Origin of the sequence: Rhodococcus sp. T7 (assembly GCF_009872365.1) — a bacterium.
Classification (GTDB): domain Bacteria; phylum Actinomycetota; class Actinomycetes; order Mycobacteriales; family Mycobacteriaceae; genus Rhodococcus_F.
The window spans coordinates 579,946-596,130 of the sequence record NZ_WXYH01000389.1 but is presented as its reverse complement, the minus strand read 5'-3'; the positions used below and the strand labels follow the sequence as shown (position 1 = coordinate 596,130).

Genomic DNA, 16,185 nt, shown 5'->3' with positions numbered 1-16,185 from the left:
CATTTCAGGACGGGTTTCTCACAGAGGCTCGAGTTGGGAGATGAGCCACTGATCGCCGGACGCCTCCATGCGGACTCGTACACTGCTGAAGAGGTACGTCGGGTCCGGTTTCGCGGCGCTGGCCGTGGTACCTCGGAGGAAGACGAGGACCACCGCGGAGTCGGATTCGGCTGAAATCACCGATGCTCCGCTCGCTTCCCAATGCGTCTCGACCTGCCCTTGCTTCGCCTGCGGGATTATCGTGTCGGCCGTGAGAGTCGAGTACGAATCCAAGAAGTCGCCGGTCAGGTGGCTTTTGGCCTGGGCGACGTCGTCCTCGACGGTGGGTGCCTTGTAGGTCAGCACGCCCGCGGTCAGTTCACCGGCCTTCCCGGCGACGGCGGCCCGTGTTTGTCCGGTTCGCTCGTCGGAGACGGTGAGATGGAGGTGTGCCACGGCGGCGAAGGTTGCCGTCGACGCAGCCAGGAGCGCCACCGCAACCAGTGTGCGCGTGCGCCGCCCTCTGACTGTGGCGGAGCGGATCAACGCGACTTCACTGCGGTAGGTCAAAGCGGCGGTGGCGAGGACAACGAGTGTGCTCGCAATGATGAACCAGAGGGGGAACTCGAGAACTGCCCCGGTGGCCACGAGCGCACCGAGTGCGACCGCAGTGAGTCCGCATCTGAGGAAGGCGGCCTGACGGGCGGTAGCCGGGTTCGGTGCGGCCGCGGCGGGCGGTTCCTGCGTCGATTCCGCTGCGACATCCTTGTTCTCGAGTTCACAGGTCATGGCACGACCTCCACTTTTGACAGTTTGTAGGACCCGTCGACATCGACGATGCCGACTCGTAGACGCCAGGTTCGTGGCTCGTCCTTGGCGCCGGCGGCGTTGCTTACCTTCGACACCGCCGATACCAGAACGGTTGTGCTGCCGTCATCGTTTCGGCCCTCGATTCCGGCACCGAGCACTTCGCCGCTCGACTCGGTCTTCGACTCCGCAATGGCGGCGACGAACTGATCCTTTGTGCCTTCGAACTCGGTGAGCCACGATCCGGTCGCGTCGTCGATGATGCGATCCGCCCCGGCGGCGGGATCTTGGGAGCTCGGGGAGATCAGATTGAGGACTGATTGCCGGGCGGCGCCGAGCATCGCCAGATCCTGATCGCTGGCGTCCGTGCTGTCCTGGTGCGCGTTCGCGAGGGCCCCCGCAGCCACCAACAGGCCCGCAAGAACGACCACAAACAGTGCCGCCGCGGCGGTGTTCCATCGGCGTGAGCTCGGTTCTGGATGGCGCGAGTCGTCGCCGACCGCGAAGGTGTCGCCGGGATCGCCTGCTTCCTCTGCCGCGGCCGCGGCTTCCGCCGCCTCGGCCGCCTCGGCCGCCGCCACGGCTACCTCGGCGGCCTGCCGTGCGTCGAGTGCGGCGCGGACGGCTGCGACATCCGACACGGTTGCCGATTTACGTCGGAGCATCAGTGGCCTCCTGTCAGAATCGCCTGGACCGGCGAGGTTTCACCATGACCAGATCCGGTGCGGCTGAGATCTGTTTGCGTGTATGTTCGGCCGTCGCTGCCCTGATACTGGCCGGACAGTGGGTTGTAACTTGCCGTCCCGATCTGGGGGCCGGCCGGCTCCTGTGTGTTGGATGCGGGGGCGGCCGCGTTGCCCGTGGTCGGTGTCGGGTCCCCCACCCAGGGATTGGTTCCCGACGGGGTGTAAGGCTCGTCGCTCTTGCAGATCTCCACGGTGGGTGCGCGTTTGCCGGGTTTGTCCATGCACGGCAGATTCCGTGCACCGCGCACCGCCACCGACGAGTCCTGCGGCACCGCGCAGAAGATCGGGTCGGATGTGCGCGTCGGGGCGTCGGTGGCAGAGCCATCGCGCCGTTCGGAGGCCGGGAGGAACCCGGTCGTGCAGGGCGGCGGGGCGTTCAGATTCAGGTTGAAGTCGAGGAATGCGCCGTTTGACGTTCCCTGATCGGGGACATTGATCGTCTTGAGGGCGCTGACGCTGGCGGGCAGCAGTACCAGCAACTGTTCCAGTGACTGATTGTAGGTGACCGCGACCTGACCGAGGCTGGTCAGATTGGCCGCCAGGAGCGGAGCGGTGGGGTGCAGTTGCTGGAAAAGTGCACTTGCCTCACTGGCCGCTGCGGGACTGGTTTCGAGAATGTGCCGGATGTGCTGGTCATTCGCGTCGGCCTGTTGGACGGTTCCCGCCAGGTTCTGCACCCACTCGCGGATCGCGGGGCTGCTGACCTTCTGGGAGTCCAGAAATGGTGCCGCGTCGTTGATCAACGTGGTGGTGGCGTCGGCGTCGGTGTAGGCCTGGTCCAGTACACGGTCGGAGCCATTGAGGATCCGCTGCAGCGCGGGGCCTGACCCCTCGAAAGCGTTGTGCGTCTCATCGATCAGTGCGCTCAGCTGTTGCTGCGGGATCGATGTGAGGCTCGCATTGAGTGTGTCGATCATCGGTCCGATGTCCTGCGGCACACTCGTTTGGCTCGCTGGTACGACCGCCCCATCTTCGAGGAACGGTCCCTCGAGCGAGCTGGGGACGAAGTCCAGGTACTGTTCGCCGATCGCGGACCTGCTGTGCACCTGAGCCTCGGCAGAGACCGGAATGCTGATCGAACTATCGAGATTCAGCGTTGCACGCGCCCCTCCGGCGGTGGGCGTGACATCGGTGACGGTGCCGATGGTCGACCCGCGATAGCTGACGTTCGCACTGCTGTACAGCCCACCACTTGTCGGAAGGTCCACCGCGACCGAGTAGCGCCCGATACCCACCAGCGCGGGCAACCGCATGTACACGACGCCCATCGTGATCAAGGCAATCACGGTCAGGACTGCGAAGATGATCAGCTGAATCTTGACGAATTTCGACAGAATCATCGGGTACCCCTCATCACAACGTTGTCGAGCCCCGCAGTCAACGGGTTCTTCGTCGAGACCGCCGGAATTCGACCCTCCGTGCGGCCGAGCGCGGTCTCGGCGTTCGTAAGCGACCCCTCAAGGGGTGTCCCCTGCAGCAGCCCGCGGTCGAGGCGGCCCATGGTGAGATCGACGGTCGCGGAGAGATTGCCGGCGTCACCTTTGAAGAACTTCGGAATGTTTTCCAGCGGCCAGGGATACGTGGGAAGCAGACCCAGGGCCTGGGTGAGGTCGGAACCGGAGTTGCCGAGTTCGCGCAAGACCGGGTCGAGCTCACGGACATTGGCCTGTACGTCGTCCGAGCTCGCCGTGACAACCCGGTTCGCCGAATCGGCGAAATTTCCGACGGAGGTCACCGTGTCGGTGAGCTTCCGTTGCTGCTCGTCGAGAATGGCGAGCGCGGGCGGAATTCGTTCCAGCGCGCCGGACAGTACGGCGTTCTGCTGGTCGACGGTCGAGGCAAGGCGATCGAGGCCCTCGGCGGCCGTGATGATGTCATCACGTTGTTCGTTCAGACTGCCGCTGAAGGTATCCGCTTGATTGAGAAGGTCACGGACTTCAACCTCGTGTCCGGACAACCCGGCGTTGAGTTCGCCACTGATTTCCTGGATCTGAGCGAGGCCTCCGCCGTTCAGAACCGTCGACACCGAGGCCAGTGTCTGCTCTGTCGTCGGATAGGTGTTCGCGTTATCGATCGGGATCGTGTCACCGTCGCGTAATTCGCCGGCTGGTGCTTCCGTCAGTGGTGACGCCAGTTCGATGTGCAGCGAACCGAGCAAACTGGTCTGACCGACCTTCGCCGTCGCATTGGCGGGGAGGTGGACGTCGGGCTCAAGTGAGACCGTAACGACCGCGTGCCATCCGACGAGCTGCACGTCGTCGACATTGCCGACCGTGACATCGCCGACGCGTACCCGACTGTTCCGCTGAATCGACGTCACATTCGGCATCTCGATCTTGACCGTGTACGAGCCGTCTTCGGAACCGGCGGTTCCTGGCAGTGGCAGGGAGTTGGCCCCCTGCCAATCGCACCCGGACACTGTGAGGGTGAATCCGCCGACCAATGCCATGATCGCGGTCCGGGTGATCTTCTTGCTGGCCACTATCGCCCACCTCCAGCGTTTGCGGGTGCCGGGATTCCGAGAAGTCCTGCCAGCCCGGCAGGTGCGCCGACGGGCTCGACCGATGCGGGAGCGGGCACCGTACCGCGTAGCCAATCTTCGCTGTAATCGATCTGCTCGGGTCGGACCTGTTTGCCTGCAACCGGGTTGATTCCGACCGGCGGATAATTCATCTGCACGAGCTGCAACACCGGTGCGAGCTGTTGGACGCACAGTTTCGCCGCCTCGGCGGCACCCAGCTGACTTGCCGCCTGGATTGCGCCGCAGATGAACTGCACGGGGTTCTGGAGCTGGGTGACGGCCAGAGCGCCGGTGAAGGAGCCGTGAGCGGGTTCATAGATGTTGTAGAAGTTCTGGATCGCCGTCGGACCGACGTGCAGGAGTTGCTCGATGTCGGGACGTATCTCGTTCAACGCCGTGGTCACGGTGGCGAGGTCGCTCACAGATTTGCTGAGCCCGTCGCGGTTGTCCTTCACGAACTGCCCCAGCCGGCTGGTCATCGCATCGATGTTCTGCAATGCGGTCGCCAGCTCTTGATCGGAGTCGTTGAGCACGGACGATACCGAGGCGACGTTCCGATTCAACTCGACGATTTGATTGTCACTCGCGGCGAGTGCAGTCATGAATGCCTGCAGATTGCGCACGGTGGCGAAGAGATCGTCGCGGCCGTCCGACATCGTCGACATGGCATCGGAGAGCTTCGTCAACGTCGAGTTGATGTCGTCGCCCTTGCCGGCCAATGAGTCGGCTGCGGTGTCGACGAAGTCCCCAAGAGAACCGGCCTTATTGGCCTCGGTGGGGCCGATCGATTCGGCGAGATGCTGCAGTTGCCTCCGAAGGTCGTCCCATTCCACGGGCACAGCGGTGCGCTCGATCGGGATCTGACCACCGTCAACCAGTTCGGGGCCGCCGGTGTAGGCAGGTGTCAGTTGGATCGAACGTGACGAGATCAGGCTCTGCGATAGCACGGCGGCCTTGACCTGCTGGGGGACCTTGTAGTCGGCGTCGTAGTGGAACCCCACTCGCATCCGCTCGCCGTCGGGATCGATGGAATCGATCACCCCGACGTCGACGCCGAGGATCTTGACCTTGTCCCCGACGTACAGACCGTTGGTGTTCTCGAAGTACGCGACCGCGGTCCTCGTGGTGACTCGGTCGTACGCGTGCCACGCGAGGCCGAGTGTTCCGGCCACGAGAAGGACGACGACGGTCAGGATTGTGATGCGCCGGCGGGACGTGCGCGGCATCAACGACTGGAACATGGTCATCCTCCCAATCCGGGTAGCGGCGGAAGTCCCGGCAGCTGCGGGAGTGGCGGCAGCTGAGGCAGCCCGGGCAGTGCGGGTGATCCCGGCTGGGCCGGAGCCGCTGCGGGAGCGGCGGGGTCGCCGGGTTGGACGGGGCAGGTGCTCGGATTGGGCAGCGGTGTGGTGTGGCCGGGCGGGGTCAGACCGGGGGCCGCGTTGTGTCCGCAGGTCACCGGGAACTGGTTTGGCCCGTTGAGTGTGCCGGGGTCGACGCCCTGCTCCCGGAATGCGGCGTCGATGAAGGGCTGGAGGAACTGGCCGGGAAGCAGATTCATGATGTACGCCTTGAAGAACGGGCCGGACGCCACCGATTCACCGAGCGAGGTGATGTACTGGCTTGCCGGTAGGATCGCCTTCTTCACATCGTCCTTACGCTCGTTCAACAGTGCTGTCACACCGTTGAGTTGATCGAGTACCGGCCTGAGTTGGGCTTCGTTGTCATCGACCAGTGACGCCACCTGTGCGGTGACGGCGGACAGATTCACCAGGAGCGTGTCGATTGCCTGTCGGCGCTGATCGAGCGCGCCGAAGAGGGTGTTGCTGTCGAGGAGCAGCTTGTTGATCTGTTCGCTGCGGCCGCCGAGGACCTTGGTCAGCGACTCCGCATTGTGGAACAGGTCCTTGACCATCTGATCGCGGGTGCCCACGGTATCCGAGAGCCGGGAGACCCCGTCGAGCGCGGCACTGAGGTTCGGTGCGGTCTGATCAAGGGTCTGACTCAGCGTGTCCAGCGCGTTGGTGACCTGGTCGGTGTCCAAGTTGCTCACGGTGGTGGACAGGTCGCCGAGCGCATCGGTCAGGAGATAGGGGGTGGAGGTGTGCTCGAGCGGGATCGGCTCGTCGGGTGAGAGCGCCTCGTCCCCCTTCGGCGTCACTTGCAGGAACTTTCGCCCCAGCACGGTCAGTGTCTTTATCGCCACCTCGGAGTCCACGCCCAGACGCGGTCCGTCCACACTGAATGCGATCCGGACCTTGTCGCCGTCGAGTTCGATGTCCTCGACATCCCCGACGTGGACGCCGGAGAGGAACACTTTGTCGCCGGCCTCGAGGCCGCCGGTGTCCCCGACGTACGCGGTGTAGGTCACCGACGAGCTCAGCGTGGAGGCGATTCGGTCGAAGTTGACCGAGATCAGCACCAGGGCCGCGACCACCAGGACGCCGATCAGACCGGTGCGAACCGTGTTCGTTTTCTGTGTTCGGCTCACTGTGCTGTACACCTTCCTGCCCGCTGCCCGATGATCGGAATGAGGGCGGGATTACCGTCAGGGCCATTGACTTTCAACGTGACATCGCAGAGGTAGAACGTGAAGAAGTCGCCGTAGAGTCCGAGCCGGGCGAGTCGACCGTATGCATCGGGGAGTGCGCTGAGCGCCCAGTTGACGTAGTCCTTGTCTGCATTCACGTTTCCGGCGACACGTCCGATCTCCGAGATGTCGCTCTTGATCGACGGGCGGGCGTTCACCAGGAGATCTGCGACGGAGGCGGACGCGTCGTTCACGCGGACGAGGGCATCACCGATCGGGTCGGACTGCTCCGAGAGTCCACTGATGACCTGCTGCAGTTTGTCGATTCCTTCGTCGAACTGCTTGTTGTGGTCGTCGACCGTGCCGAGCACGCGGTTGAGGTTGTCGATCACCGAGCCGATCAACTGATCGCGGTCGGCCAATGCGGAGGTCAGCTCGCCGGATTGCTTCAGGAAGTCCGATACCGTTCCACCCTGTCCTTGCAGAACATTCACCAGCGAGGTCGAGAGCTTGTTGACCTGATCGGGGTCCAGTGCTTTGAACAGAGGACGGAATCCGTTGATCAGGGCGTCGAGGTCCAGCGCGGCCATCGTGCGATCTGCCGGGATCGTCGAGTCCTCGGGCTGTGTGGTGTTGGACCCCGGACTGTCGAGCAGTTCGAGGTAGTGAGCTCCGATGAGGTTCTCGTACCGCACCGCGAGCTTGGTGGATTCGGTGAACGGCACGTCCTTGGTCAGCGAGAACTCGACCAGGGCGGTGGCCTCGTCAACGATCTCGACAGACTTCACCTTCCCGACTTCGACGCCGGCCACCCTCACGAACTCATCCGACTTCAACCCGGATGCGTCCACGAAGGCCGCCTTGTACGTGCGTTCGCTGCCGAACCGCACTTGGGAGAAGACCACCACGACAGCGGCGGTGAAGACCACCATGACAACGGCGAAGAGGGTCAAGCGTGCAATGGTTCCAGTGATTTTCATTAGCGTGCCGGCCCTCCGACGATATTTCCGAACAGATAGTCGACGAAAAATGGGGAACCGAGACGGGGGCTGGTCGAATCGGCGATCGATGCACCGGTGTCGGTGACCAGCACGGGCGCCGGATACATGTCTTTGGTGATCATCGGATAGCAACCCGGTTGTCCGCCCGGGCCGCCGGACGCCTCGACCTTCGGCAGGTTCGCTGGATAGCGATAGGGGTCGTCGCCGGGAAGGAACCCGACATCGAGGTCGGCAGAGTATCCGGTGTTGCCACCGAACGAGTTCAGTTGAGCATTGCGCGCGTCGACGGATTGCTGCAATAGACAGGTGATTTCGGGACTGTACTTGGACAAGAGCCCGGTTGTCGGCAGCAGGAGCCGCATGGAATCGACCAGCCCGCGCTCGAGATCATTGGTCAATGCCGCGCCTTCGTTACCGAAGCCCACCGCCGCGGTCAGCGTCGAATCGAGCTCGGCCTGCCGATCGACAACCGAATCCGATGTTGTGGAGGCGAACTTCAGTAGGTCCATCAAGGTCGGTGCGACATCCGCATAGGTGTTGACGACGGTGGACGTGTCACGAAGATCGCTCTGAAGTTGCGGCAGAACCGGGTTGAGTCGGGCGAGCACGGAATCAGCCTTGACCATGGTGTCGCCGAACTGCTCGCCGCGGCCTCGCAGACCCTCGGCGACCGCGCCGAGTGCTGAGTTCAGCTTCGCCGGGTCGACATGGTGCATCACCGACGTCAGATTTTCGAATACTGTGTTGATCTCCGTCGTGACGTTGCCCGACCGCACCTCACTTCCCGCGGCGAGCGGGCTGTGCCCCTGACCTGAGGCGCTTGTCAGGGCGACGTACTTGGCGCCGAACGCCGTCGTGGCCTTGATCTCGGCGGTGGTATCGGCCGAGAGCAGGCCGAAGCGCCCCGAATCGATATCGAGACTCAGTCGGGAGGTGCCGCCAACCTGCTGGACCTCTTTGACCCTGCCGATCTGGACACCGTTGAGCTGCACCTTGGCACCAGGTTCCATCACGAGGCCGGACCTATCGGCGACGACGGTCAACGCAACGGTTTCCTCGAAGGCGCCTCGGAATGTCTGCATGCACAGCACCAGGGCTGTGACGACGCCGAACAGCATCGCGGCACCGGCGATCCGAAGCGGTGGCCGTTTATAGTGTGATTTCTTGCGTGTTCCCATCAGAGCGTCCCCCGTCTAACCGGCCAGGTTGAAGTTGCCGGATGTTCCGTAAATAGCAAGTGAGGCAAACAGAACCACCATCACCACCGCGATCAGCGATGTGCGTACGGCCCGTCCGACCGCCTCACCTACTCCGGCGGGACCACCGGCGGCGTTGTAGCCGTAGTAGCAGTGGATCAGCATCACCACGGTGGCCATCATCAAGGCCTCGAGGAAGGACCAGAACAGATCGCTGGTCCGAAGGAAGGTGAAGAAGTAGTGGTTGTAGACGCCGGCGGACTGACCGTAGATCCCGGTGGTGGTCACCTGCGCAGCGAGGAACGACATGATAACGGCCATGGAGTAGAGCGGAATGATGGCGACGATTCCGGCAATGGCTCTGGTCGACACCAGGTAGGACATCGACCGGATGCCGGTCACTTCGAGGGCGTCGATCTCCTCACTGATCCGCATCGCACCCAGTTGGGCGGTAGCACCCGCACCGATCGTTGCCGCGAGCGCGATACCGGCGACCACGGGTGCCATGATGCGCACGTTGCAGAACGCCGCGAAAAACCCCGTCAGCGCCTCCACGCCGATGTTGCCCAGCGAGTTGAAACCCTGGATGGCGGCGAGGGTCCCGCCGGCGAACGTCATGAATCCCACGATCGCCACCGTGCCGCCGATCACCGCCAACGCCCCGGATCCCATGCCGATTTCGGCGATCAGTCGAAGTGTCTCACGCGAGTACGTCTTCACGGCATGCGGAGTGAACCGAATGGTTCGCCAGAAGAAGACGGCCTGTTCACCGAGGGATTCCAGGAAACGCAGAGGCGCCGCTGCCACCTTCGACGCTCGCCGTTTTCCGGTCAGACTGTTGGTCACGGTCATCGCCCCGTCCCGTACTTCACGCCGATAGCGGTGACAACGACATTCACCGCGAACAACGCCATGAAGGCGTACACGACCGTCTCGTTGACGGCGTCGCCGACGCTCTTCGGTCCGCCCTTCACCGTGAGACCACGATGACACGCCACCAGACCCGCGATGAGCCCGAACAGGCAGGCCTTCACCTCGGAGATGATGACCTCCGGCAAACCGGTCACGAAGGTCAGAGATGACACGTATGCGCCTGGCGTGACGTTCTGAAAGACGACGGAGAAGAAGAATCCTCCAACAATGCCGATCGTGATCACCAGCCCGTTCAGCAGCAGCGCCACCAGCGTGGAGCCGAGCACTCGCGGTACCACCAGACGCTGAATCGGATCGATTCCCAGCACCTTCATGGCGTCGATCTCCTCGCGGATCGTCCGGGCACCGAGATCGGCGCAGATCGCGGTGGCGCCGGCACCTGCCACGACCAGAACGGTGACGAGTGGACCGATCTGGGTGACCGCGCCGAGTGCCGCACCGGCACCGGAGAGGTCGGCAGCTCCGAACTCGACCAGGAGGATGTTGAGGGTGAAGACCACCAGAACGGTGAACGGTACCGCGACGAGCAGTGTCGGCAGCAATGCAACACGAACGATGAACCACGACTGCAGAACGAATTCTCGCCATTGAAACGGGGGCCGGAAAAGTGCACGGAACGTCGCCGCGCACATCTCGAAGAATGCGCCCAGGGGCCGCAGTGCCGCTTCGGCCCGGCCCCGAGCCTTCCCGGCCGTGCGGACACGCGCGCCGCGGCCCGGTGCACGCGGATCTACTGCGAGCGGTGGGGAACCGGTCACCGGTTTCCTCCTCGTTTCGAATGGAAAATGAAGTGGGACGAGCGACTGATCGGGCTACTCGGGCCCATCCACAACCAGACATGTTGTGTGCCGCATCACATTGAATGCTAGGGCTACGCTAGATCACTACACAAGTAAATTGCGATTCACTTCTTCCGTTTGGGGGAGCAATCTCACCCAAAAGTGGCAGGAATCCGTCCCGCGTTTCCCCCCGAGGGGGGATGAGAGGGTGCAAAAGTGATCCGCTGTTGACTATTCTCCATCACGGCGGGATCGGGCGATCGTCAGATGGCTCGACCGACTGCAGCGGCAAAGGAGACACCTCCAGCGGCGCTCCCCCACCGCACATCGCGTCCGTCTCGGCTGCGACCGCGACCTCGCCCGCCGTCGTAACGGGGTCCGTTCTCGTTGCGGTGGCCACTTCTGCAGCCGCCCTGCCCCCTGCCATCGCCGCGGGTGGGCGGTGGTTCTCGCCGCCCACGCGAAAAACCCTCCGGCGTCCTGTCCTGGGAGGACACCGGAGGGCGTTCGTGGCAGCCGATCAGTCGTTGAGCTGCTCGAGCTGCAGAAGGTACTCGCCGATGTACGTGCGAGACTGATCTCCGTTGAGCGGCTGGAACATCGACGCGGCGGAATCGCGGTACAGACGCTCGAAGATCGCCCCCTTGCGGAACGACGACCCACCGGCCATGCTCATTGCATGCCTGGTCATGTGCATGACGTTGTCAGCGATGAAGGTCTTGGCCAGACCGATGTACGGGAAGCGTAGCTCCAACGGCCATTCGTCATCCTTGCCGTCGAGCAGTTCCTGGCAGGTCTGGTAGAGCACCCTGCGTGAGATCTCCACCCGCGAGGCCATGTCGCCGATACCGTCGATGATGTGTCCGACGCCGGAGACCTTGGTCTCTTCTGCGACGATGGCACCGAAGGTGGCGCCGAGGGTCTTCTTCGACAGGACCGCGCGAGATTCCTCGAGAACGCGGTACTGCATGCCCAGGTAGATGCTCGCGAACATCAGCGATGCCCACTCGAGGACGCCGAACGCTCCGGAGCGCCACTCGCAGATGAAGCCGTCTTCCGGAACGAAGTAGCCATCGAAGTGGATGGTCTGGGTACCGGTGGCATGCATACCGAGAGCGTTCCAGGTCTTTTCGATGCGGATGCCATCGCCCTGGCCGTTCTCGTCGACCTTGAAGTCTCCGATGAAGAAGCTCTCCGCGTTGACCCGTTCCTGGAAATCCTCCGGCAGGTTGCCCTCGGCATCGGTGATCGTCGCGTTGGTGGTGATGATGTCCGCGGCCTCGCAGAGCGTTCCCCAGGTCTTCTTGCCGTAGAGCTTCCAGCCACCGTTGGGCTGGGGAACGGCCTTCATGTCGGCCAGGCCGCTGAATCCGGCGCGCTGCTCGGAGAACGGTCCGAAGATGATCTCGCCGTCCGCAACTCGACCGAGCCAGTACTTGTTCTGCTCTTCACTCATCAGGTTGCCGGCGATGCCGACCATGATGTAGTGCATGTTGTAGGCCAACGTGATCGCGGAGTCGCCTTTGGACAACTCACTGATGACCTTCGATGCCTGCAGCAGGTTGCCGCCGGCCCCGCCGAACGCCTTCGGCACAGGAAGAGATCCGAGCCCGGACTCCTTGAACGCCTTGATGGACGGGTAAGCGAAGGTGTTTTCCGCGTCGTACTTGGGGCCGATCTCGCGGAAGAACTTCGAAACCTCCTCTGCCTTTTCAAAGTAGGGCTGGAATTCTTCGTCGGTCATGTCCTGCTCTAGCATGTGCACTCCAATTGCTGTGTCGTTACGAATCGTTCGAGCGTGGTGGTGTCAATCGATCAAGAGGTCTTCGCGGCCGCTTTCCTCGAGAAGCTGCTTGTAGACGTCGAACAGGCCGCCGGTGAGCGGGAGAAGCTTGAGAGCAACCGAACGCTTGCCGTCGAGTTTGACCTTCCGCTGGGCCATCGCGAGCGTGAAGTTGAGCTTGCCCTGCCAGAACTTGTTGCTGTTGTCCGACGACATCCGCAACTGCACCGTGGACGCCATCCCCTCGGTCGCATCACCCGTGGTGACCTTCTGCCCAGGGAAGTCGATGATCATCACGGCGTCCGGATCCGTCTGGATCAGCTTGATCACCAGACCGGTCCCCGCGGTGGCGTCGATGAAGGTCTTTTCCTTCGTTGCTTTGTCGAAAATTCCACCGATATAGGTGTAGACCTCGTCGGCGTTGGCGAATGTACTCATGTCGACCCTTCGGTTCCGGTGCTGGATGAACCAAGTGTGGCAGCGGTCACTCCGTGTCCACACCCCTCTGAAGAGGGATTTCACCCCCGCGTTGGGGAGATAAGTCGGCGGCGCAGTTCGTGATGCCCGCGCGGGTCCCGAGGATGCCTGTGTGCGCCGGCCACGGGCTCGCGGTCGACGATACGTTCCCGAGATAGGTTATGTCGCAACAGTTTCATGCGGAATTCCGTGAGACCCTCGGCGGCTTCGAACCAGCAGGTCGGGATCGAAGGGTTCGTCGGATCCAGCTCGGCGGTGGCAAGCGGAGGAAGCGCAAGGTTCCGGGCGCTCGTCACCCGCCTCCGGCGTCCACGGGTCGTCGGGTCGGGCGGATGCCGTGCCCGCCTCGCGGAAACGCAGAAGGCCGCGCCGTCATCGGCGCGGCCTTCGTGAGGGAGTTACAAGCACGATTACCGGAGAGGTGTGCGTGCCAGGACTGCCCCTCCCACGGGCGGGTAGACACCTCGGAGCGTTAACCACGGCAGTGACTCATTCACCACGTGGTCCACCACTGCGGGTTCCGACAGCGGGAGAAGGGTGACCCCGTCGACGACACCGACGACGTACAAATCCGCGATCAGGCTGGCGAGTCCGATGGGTGTACCGATGTATTCCAACGACTCGATCGGTCGTGGGCCCGCCAAGGTGCTGTCGAGCGTCAGCAACTCCTTGCGCGCGGACCGGGCCTGCGGGGCGATGAGTACCGCAATGTCGACGAGCACCGCGATATCGTCGGGATGGCCTCCCTTGGCCTGGATCTCCGAACGCAGCGTCGCACGTTCTCGATGGGCTTGGGCCATGTCTGCGGCCTGTATCCGCACGATCGTCGCATGATCGTGCGGGAGACCGCCTTCGTCGTCAGCTCCGCGCAGGTCAACCCAGCGGGACTCCGGACGTCCGGTCCGGGAGTCGGTACTGAGCGCGGGGTGGTGGCCGTAGCCATTGAGTTCCGCGGCAACCCGCAGGGCGGGTCGGGACATTCCGTTCAGGCTTGTCATGGCACATTTTCTCCAGTCGGGGTGGGGAGGCAGTGGCCGTGGCGGTCTACGACCCGAACGGTACGGCGCGGTGGTAGCGGCCCTCGTGATAAAGCAGTGGGGCCGCGTCGGAGGTTCCGTCAGCGTCGTCGATGTGGATTTCCTCGACCGCCCCGATGACCAAGGTGTGGTCCCCGGCCTCGATCAGCTGGTGCACGCCGGTCCGCAACCAGCACCGCGTGCCGCGCAGTAGGGGCTCTCCGGTGGACAATGTCACCCAAGCTGATTCGTCAGCGAACCGCTGCTCCGCACTCGCGGAGAAGCGTTGTGCGAGTGGGAGTTGGTGATCTCCGACCAGGTGGACGATCAACGATCGCGCGTCGTGCAGGGCACTGATGCTCGACGAGGTGTGTGCGATATTGAAGGACACCAGTGGCGGGTTCAGCGACAGAGACGAGAACGAGGTTGCGGTAAACCCGACCGGTCCGTTCGCGGAGTCGAGGGTGATGATCGTGACGCCGGCGGGATGGCGACGAAGGGCCGTCCGGTAGAGATCGGCATCGATGGTGGTGGACGCTCCCGCCCTTTGGGCGGAGTTGTCGAGGGACTGGGACAACGGATTCTCCATTCAAGCGGGAAGGTTTCTCTGCAGCCGACGGCGATCTTCCTCGGCATTTAGTGAAGCCTGATGTACATGATCTGAGATTGCCGCTGCGTTACCTCCTACGATAGCGCCGAGTTCGAGCGATCTCAAGAAGTAAGTGTACGGCGATTCACTTTTGGGTTACTCTGATCACAGCTTCGATGCTCGCCCTCGTCGGTGAGAGTCCCCAGATCTGAAAGAAAGGCGTACGGATGCCCGTACTCGACTCGGTGATCGACACGTCATCGGATACCTATCAGGAGAACCGCAGAGTTCAGCTCGCCGCGGTCGACGCGCTGAACGAGCAACTCGATCTCGTTATCGCGGGTGGTGGCCAGCGGTACACCCAACGCCACCACGATCGCGGACGTCTACTCGTCCGCGAACGGATCGAGCTCCTCATCGACCGCGATGCTCCGTTCATGGAGTTGTCCCCGTTGGCGGCGTGGGGAACGCAGTTCAACGTCGGGGCCGCCATCGTGACGGGCGTGGGCGTCGTCTCCGGCGTCGAATGCATGATCATCGCCCACGACCCCACGGTGCGGGGCGGAACGATGAATCCCTTCACGTTGAAAAAGAATCTGCGCGCGTTGGAAATCGCACGCGTGAATCGCCTGCCCGTGGTCTACCTGGTGGAGTCGGGCGGCGCGGACCTGCCGACGCAATCAGAACTCTTCGTGTTCGCCGGCAAGATCTTCCACGACCTGAGCGAGCTGTCGGCGATGGGAATTCCGACCATCGCGCTGGTCTTCGGCAACGCCACCGCCGGCGGCGCGTACGTTCCCGGAATGTGCGACTACGCAGTGTTGGTCGACAAACAGGCCAAGGTGTTCCTCGGTGGCCCCCCGCTCGTGAAGATGGCCACTGGAGAGGACGCCAACGACGAGGACCTCGGTGGCGCCGACATGCACTCGCGCGTTTCCGGCGTGGCCGACCAGTTCGCCGTCGACGAGAACGACTGCATCAGAATCGGCCGCGACATCGTCAGCCACCTCAACTGGCGCAAGTTCGGACCCGCCCCGTCCACGGCCGCCGACGACCCGCTGCACGACCCCGAGGAACTCCTCGGTATCGCCTCGGGGGACCCCCGGGTCCCCTTCGATCCTCGCGATGTCATCGCCCGTGTCGCTGACGGCTCGAGGTTCTCCGAGTACAAACCGCGCTACGGGTCCAGTCTGGTGACCGGTTGGGCGTCGATCCACGGATTTCCGGTCGGCATCCTCGCCAATCACCGCGGCGTCCTCTTCAGCGAAGAGGCCAAGAAGGCCACCGAGTTCATTCTGTTGGCGAACCAGACCGACACCCCGTTGATCTTCCTGCACAACACAACCGGCTACATGGTGGGAACCGAGTACGAGCAGGGCGGCATCATCAAGGATGGTTCCAAGATGATCAATGCGGTCACCAACAGCAAGGTCCCGCACATCACGATCAACGTGGGCGGTTCCTTCGGTGCCGGAAACTACGGAATGTCCGGCCGGGCATACGACCCCCGATTCATGTTCACGTGGGCAAATGCCAAGCTCGCGGTGATGGGTGCCCAGCAACTCGCCGGTGTGATGTCGATTGTCGGCAAGTCTGCTGCAGAGTCCGCGGGTCGCGAATTCGACGTGGAGGCGGATGCTGCGCGCACCGCCGCGATCGAACAGCAGATCGAAGCCGAGTCGCATCCCTTCTTCATCTCCGGACGCCTCTACGACGACGGCGTCATCGATCCGCGTGACACCCGTGCGATCCTCGCGATCGCATTGTCCGCCGCCCATTCCAACCACATTGCCGGCCAGCGTGGCTACGGCGTCTTCAGAATGTGAGT

Annotated in this window: 15 protein-coding genes; 1 reads left to right on the top strand and 14 read right to left on the bottom strand. The window is 63.1% G+C overall.

The window, feature by feature from the left end; all coding sequences use genetic code 11:
• Nucleotides 1-18 precede the first annotated feature (18 nt).
• The 14 genes from MLGJGCBP_RS46795 to MLGJGCBP_RS46725 all read right to left on the bottom strand — a co-directional run bounded on the left by MLGJGCBP_RS46795 (nucleotide 19) and on the right by MLGJGCBP_RS46725 (nucleotide 14,357).
• On the bottom strand, nucleotides 19-768 hold the full coding sequence (locus tag MLGJGCBP_RS46795) for a hypothetical protein (RefSeq protein WP_160097221.1): 750 nt from the start codon (nucleotides 766-768) through the stop codon (nucleotides 19-21).
• Nucleotides 765-1,451 carry a hypothetical protein gene (locus MLGJGCBP_RS46790; RefSeq protein ID WP_160097223.1) on the bottom strand — a complete coding sequence of 229 codons (687 nt, stop codon included), beginning with the start codon at nucleotides 1,449-1,451 and terminating at the stop codon, nucleotides 765-767. The genes MLGJGCBP_RS46795 and MLGJGCBP_RS46790 overlap by 4 nt, the downstream gene beginning before the upstream one ends.
• A complete protein-coding gene (locus MLGJGCBP_RS46785) occupies nucleotides 1,451-2,872 on the bottom strand; it encodes an MCE family protein (protein WP_160097225.1) in 1,422 nt (473 codons plus the stop codon). Before MLGJGCBP_RS46785 ends, MLGJGCBP_RS46790 begins: the two co-directional genes overlap by 1 nt.
• Nucleotides 2,869-4,014: an MCE family protein gene (locus MLGJGCBP_RS46780; RefSeq protein WP_160097227.1), complete on the bottom strand. Its 1,146-nt coding sequence runs from the start codon at nucleotides 4,012-4,014 to the stop codon at nucleotides 2,869-2,871. Before MLGJGCBP_RS46780 ends, MLGJGCBP_RS46785 begins: the two co-directional genes overlap by 4 nt.
• On the bottom strand, nucleotides 4,014-5,300 hold the full coding sequence (locus tag MLGJGCBP_RS46775; RefSeq protein WP_160097229.1) for an MCE family protein: 1,287 nt from the start codon (nucleotides 5,298-5,300) through the stop codon (nucleotides 4,014-4,016). Before MLGJGCBP_RS46775 ends, MLGJGCBP_RS46780 begins: the two co-directional genes overlap by 1 nt.
• Nucleotides 5,297-6,544 (bottom strand): MCE family protein, encoded by a 1,248-nt coding sequence (locus tag MLGJGCBP_RS46770; RefSeq protein WP_160097231.1) that lies wholly within the window; start codon nucleotides 6,542-6,544, stop codon nucleotides 5,297-5,299. Before MLGJGCBP_RS46770 ends, MLGJGCBP_RS46775 begins: the two co-directional genes overlap by 4 nt.
• Complete coding sequence (locus tag MLGJGCBP_RS46765; RefSeq protein WP_160097232.1) at nucleotides 6,541-7,563, bottom strand: MCE family protein; 1,023 nt, start codon at nucleotides 7,561-7,563, stop codon at nucleotides 6,541-6,543. Before MLGJGCBP_RS46765 ends, MLGJGCBP_RS46770 begins: the two co-directional genes overlap by 4 nt.
• Nucleotides 7,563-8,702 (bottom strand): MCE family protein, encoded by a 1,140-nt coding sequence (locus tag MLGJGCBP_RS46760; RefSeq protein ID WP_236581726.1) that lies wholly within the window; start codon nucleotides 8,700-8,702, stop codon nucleotides 7,563-7,565. The genes MLGJGCBP_RS46765 and MLGJGCBP_RS46760 overlap by 1 nt, the downstream gene beginning before the upstream one ends.
• 75 nt (nucleotides 8,703-8,777) lie before the next feature.
• Nucleotides 8,778-9,632: an MlaE family ABC transporter permease gene (locus tag MLGJGCBP_RS46755; protein ID WP_160097235.1), complete on the bottom strand. Its 855-nt coding sequence runs from the start codon at nucleotides 9,630-9,632 to the stop codon at nucleotides 8,778-8,780.
• Entirely contained in the window at nucleotides 9,629-10,345 is a 717-nt protein-coding gene (locus MLGJGCBP_RS46750; RefSeq protein WP_236581175.1) for an MlaE family ABC transporter permease, read from the bottom strand. The genes MLGJGCBP_RS46755 and MLGJGCBP_RS46750 overlap by 4 nt, the downstream gene beginning before the upstream one ends.
• Nucleotides 10,346-11,012: 667 nt before the next feature.
• Nucleotides 11,013-12,251, bottom strand: coding sequence for an acyl-CoA dehydrogenase family protein (locus MLGJGCBP_RS46740; RefSeq protein WP_160097241.1), 1,239 nt, complete (start codon nucleotides 12,249-12,251; stop codon nucleotides 11,013-11,015).
• Between the two features lie 48 nt (nucleotides 12,252-12,299).
• Nucleotides 12,300-12,713, bottom strand: coding sequence for an SCP2 sterol-binding domain-containing protein (locus MLGJGCBP_RS46735; RefSeq protein WP_160097243.1), 414 nt, complete (start codon nucleotides 12,711-12,713; stop codon nucleotides 12,300-12,302).
• A 449-nt stretch (nucleotides 12,714-13,162) separates the two neighbouring features.
• Nucleotides 13,163-13,750, bottom strand: coding sequence for a hypothetical protein (locus MLGJGCBP_RS46730; protein WP_160097245.1), 588 nt, complete (start codon nucleotides 13,748-13,750; stop codon nucleotides 13,163-13,165).
• A gap of 46 nt (nucleotides 13,751-13,796) precedes the next feature.
• Nucleotides 13,797-14,357: a flavin reductase family protein gene (locus tag MLGJGCBP_RS46725; RefSeq protein ID WP_160097247.1), complete on the bottom strand. Its 561-nt coding sequence runs from the start codon at nucleotides 14,355-14,357 to the stop codon at nucleotides 13,797-13,799.
• A gap of 227 nt (nucleotides 14,358-14,584) precedes the next feature.
• Here MLGJGCBP_RS46725 and MLGJGCBP_RS46720 point away from each other — a divergent pair, with 227 nt between their 5' ends.
• A complete protein-coding gene (locus MLGJGCBP_RS46720) occupies nucleotides 14,585-16,183 on the top strand; it encodes an acyl-CoA carboxylase subunit beta (protein ID WP_160097249.1) in 1,599 nt (532 codons plus the stop codon).
• The last annotated feature ends 2 nt before the right edge of the window (nucleotides 16,184-16,185 follow it).

Bases quoted from the DNA above. Each gene is read 5' to 3' on its own strand.
- MLGJGCBP_RS46795 (WP_160097221.1), bottom strand. From the start codon at position 768: ATGACCTGTGAACTCGAGAACAAGGATGTCGCAGCGGAATCGACGCAG.
- MLGJGCBP_RS46790 (WP_160097223.1), bottom strand. From the start codon at position 1,451: ATGCTCCGACGTAAATCGGCAACCGTGTCGGATGTCGCAGCCGTCCGC.
- MLGJGCBP_RS46785 (WP_160097225.1), bottom strand. From the start codon at position 2,872: ATGATTCTGTCGAAATTCGTCAAGATTCAGCTGATCATCTTCGCAGTC.
- MLGJGCBP_RS46775 (WP_160097229.1), bottom strand. From the start codon at position 5,300: ATGACCATGTTCCAGTCGTTGATGCCGCGCACGTCCCGCCGGCGCATC.
- MLGJGCBP_RS46765 (WP_160097232.1), bottom strand. From the start codon at position 7,563: ATGAAAATCACTGGAACCATTGCACGCTTGACCCTCTTCGCCGTTGTC.
- MLGJGCBP_RS46760 (WP_236581726.1), bottom strand. From the start codon at position 8,702: ATGCTGTTCGGCGTCGTCACAGCCCTGGTGCTGTGCATGCAGACATTC.
- MLGJGCBP_RS46755 (WP_160097235.1), bottom strand. From the start codon at position 9,632: ATGACCGTGACCAACAGTCTGACCGGAAAACGGCGAGCGTCGAAGGTG.
- MLGJGCBP_RS46750 (WP_236581175.1), bottom strand. From the start codon at position 10,345: ATGTGCGCGGCGACGTTCCGTGCACTTTTCCGGCCCCCGTTTCAATGG.
- MLGJGCBP_RS46740 (WP_160097241.1), bottom strand. From the start codon at position 12,251: ATGCTAGAGCAGGACATGACCGACGAAGAATTCCAGCCCTACTTTGAA.
- MLGJGCBP_RS46735 (WP_160097243.1), bottom strand. From the start codon at position 12,713: ATGAGTACATTCGCCAACGCCGACGAGGTCTACACCTATATCGGTGGA.
- MLGJGCBP_RS46730 (WP_160097245.1), bottom strand. From the start codon at position 13,750: ATGACAAGCCTGAACGGAATGTCCCGACCCGCCCTGCGGGTTGCCGCG.
- MLGJGCBP_RS46725 (WP_160097247.1), bottom strand. From the start codon at position 14,357: ATGGAGAATCCGTTGTCCCAGTCCCTCGACAACTCCGCCCAAAGGGCG.
- MLGJGCBP_RS46720 (WP_160097249.1), top strand. From the start codon at position 14,585: ATGCCCGTACTCGACTCGGTGATCGACACGTCATCGGATACCTATCAG.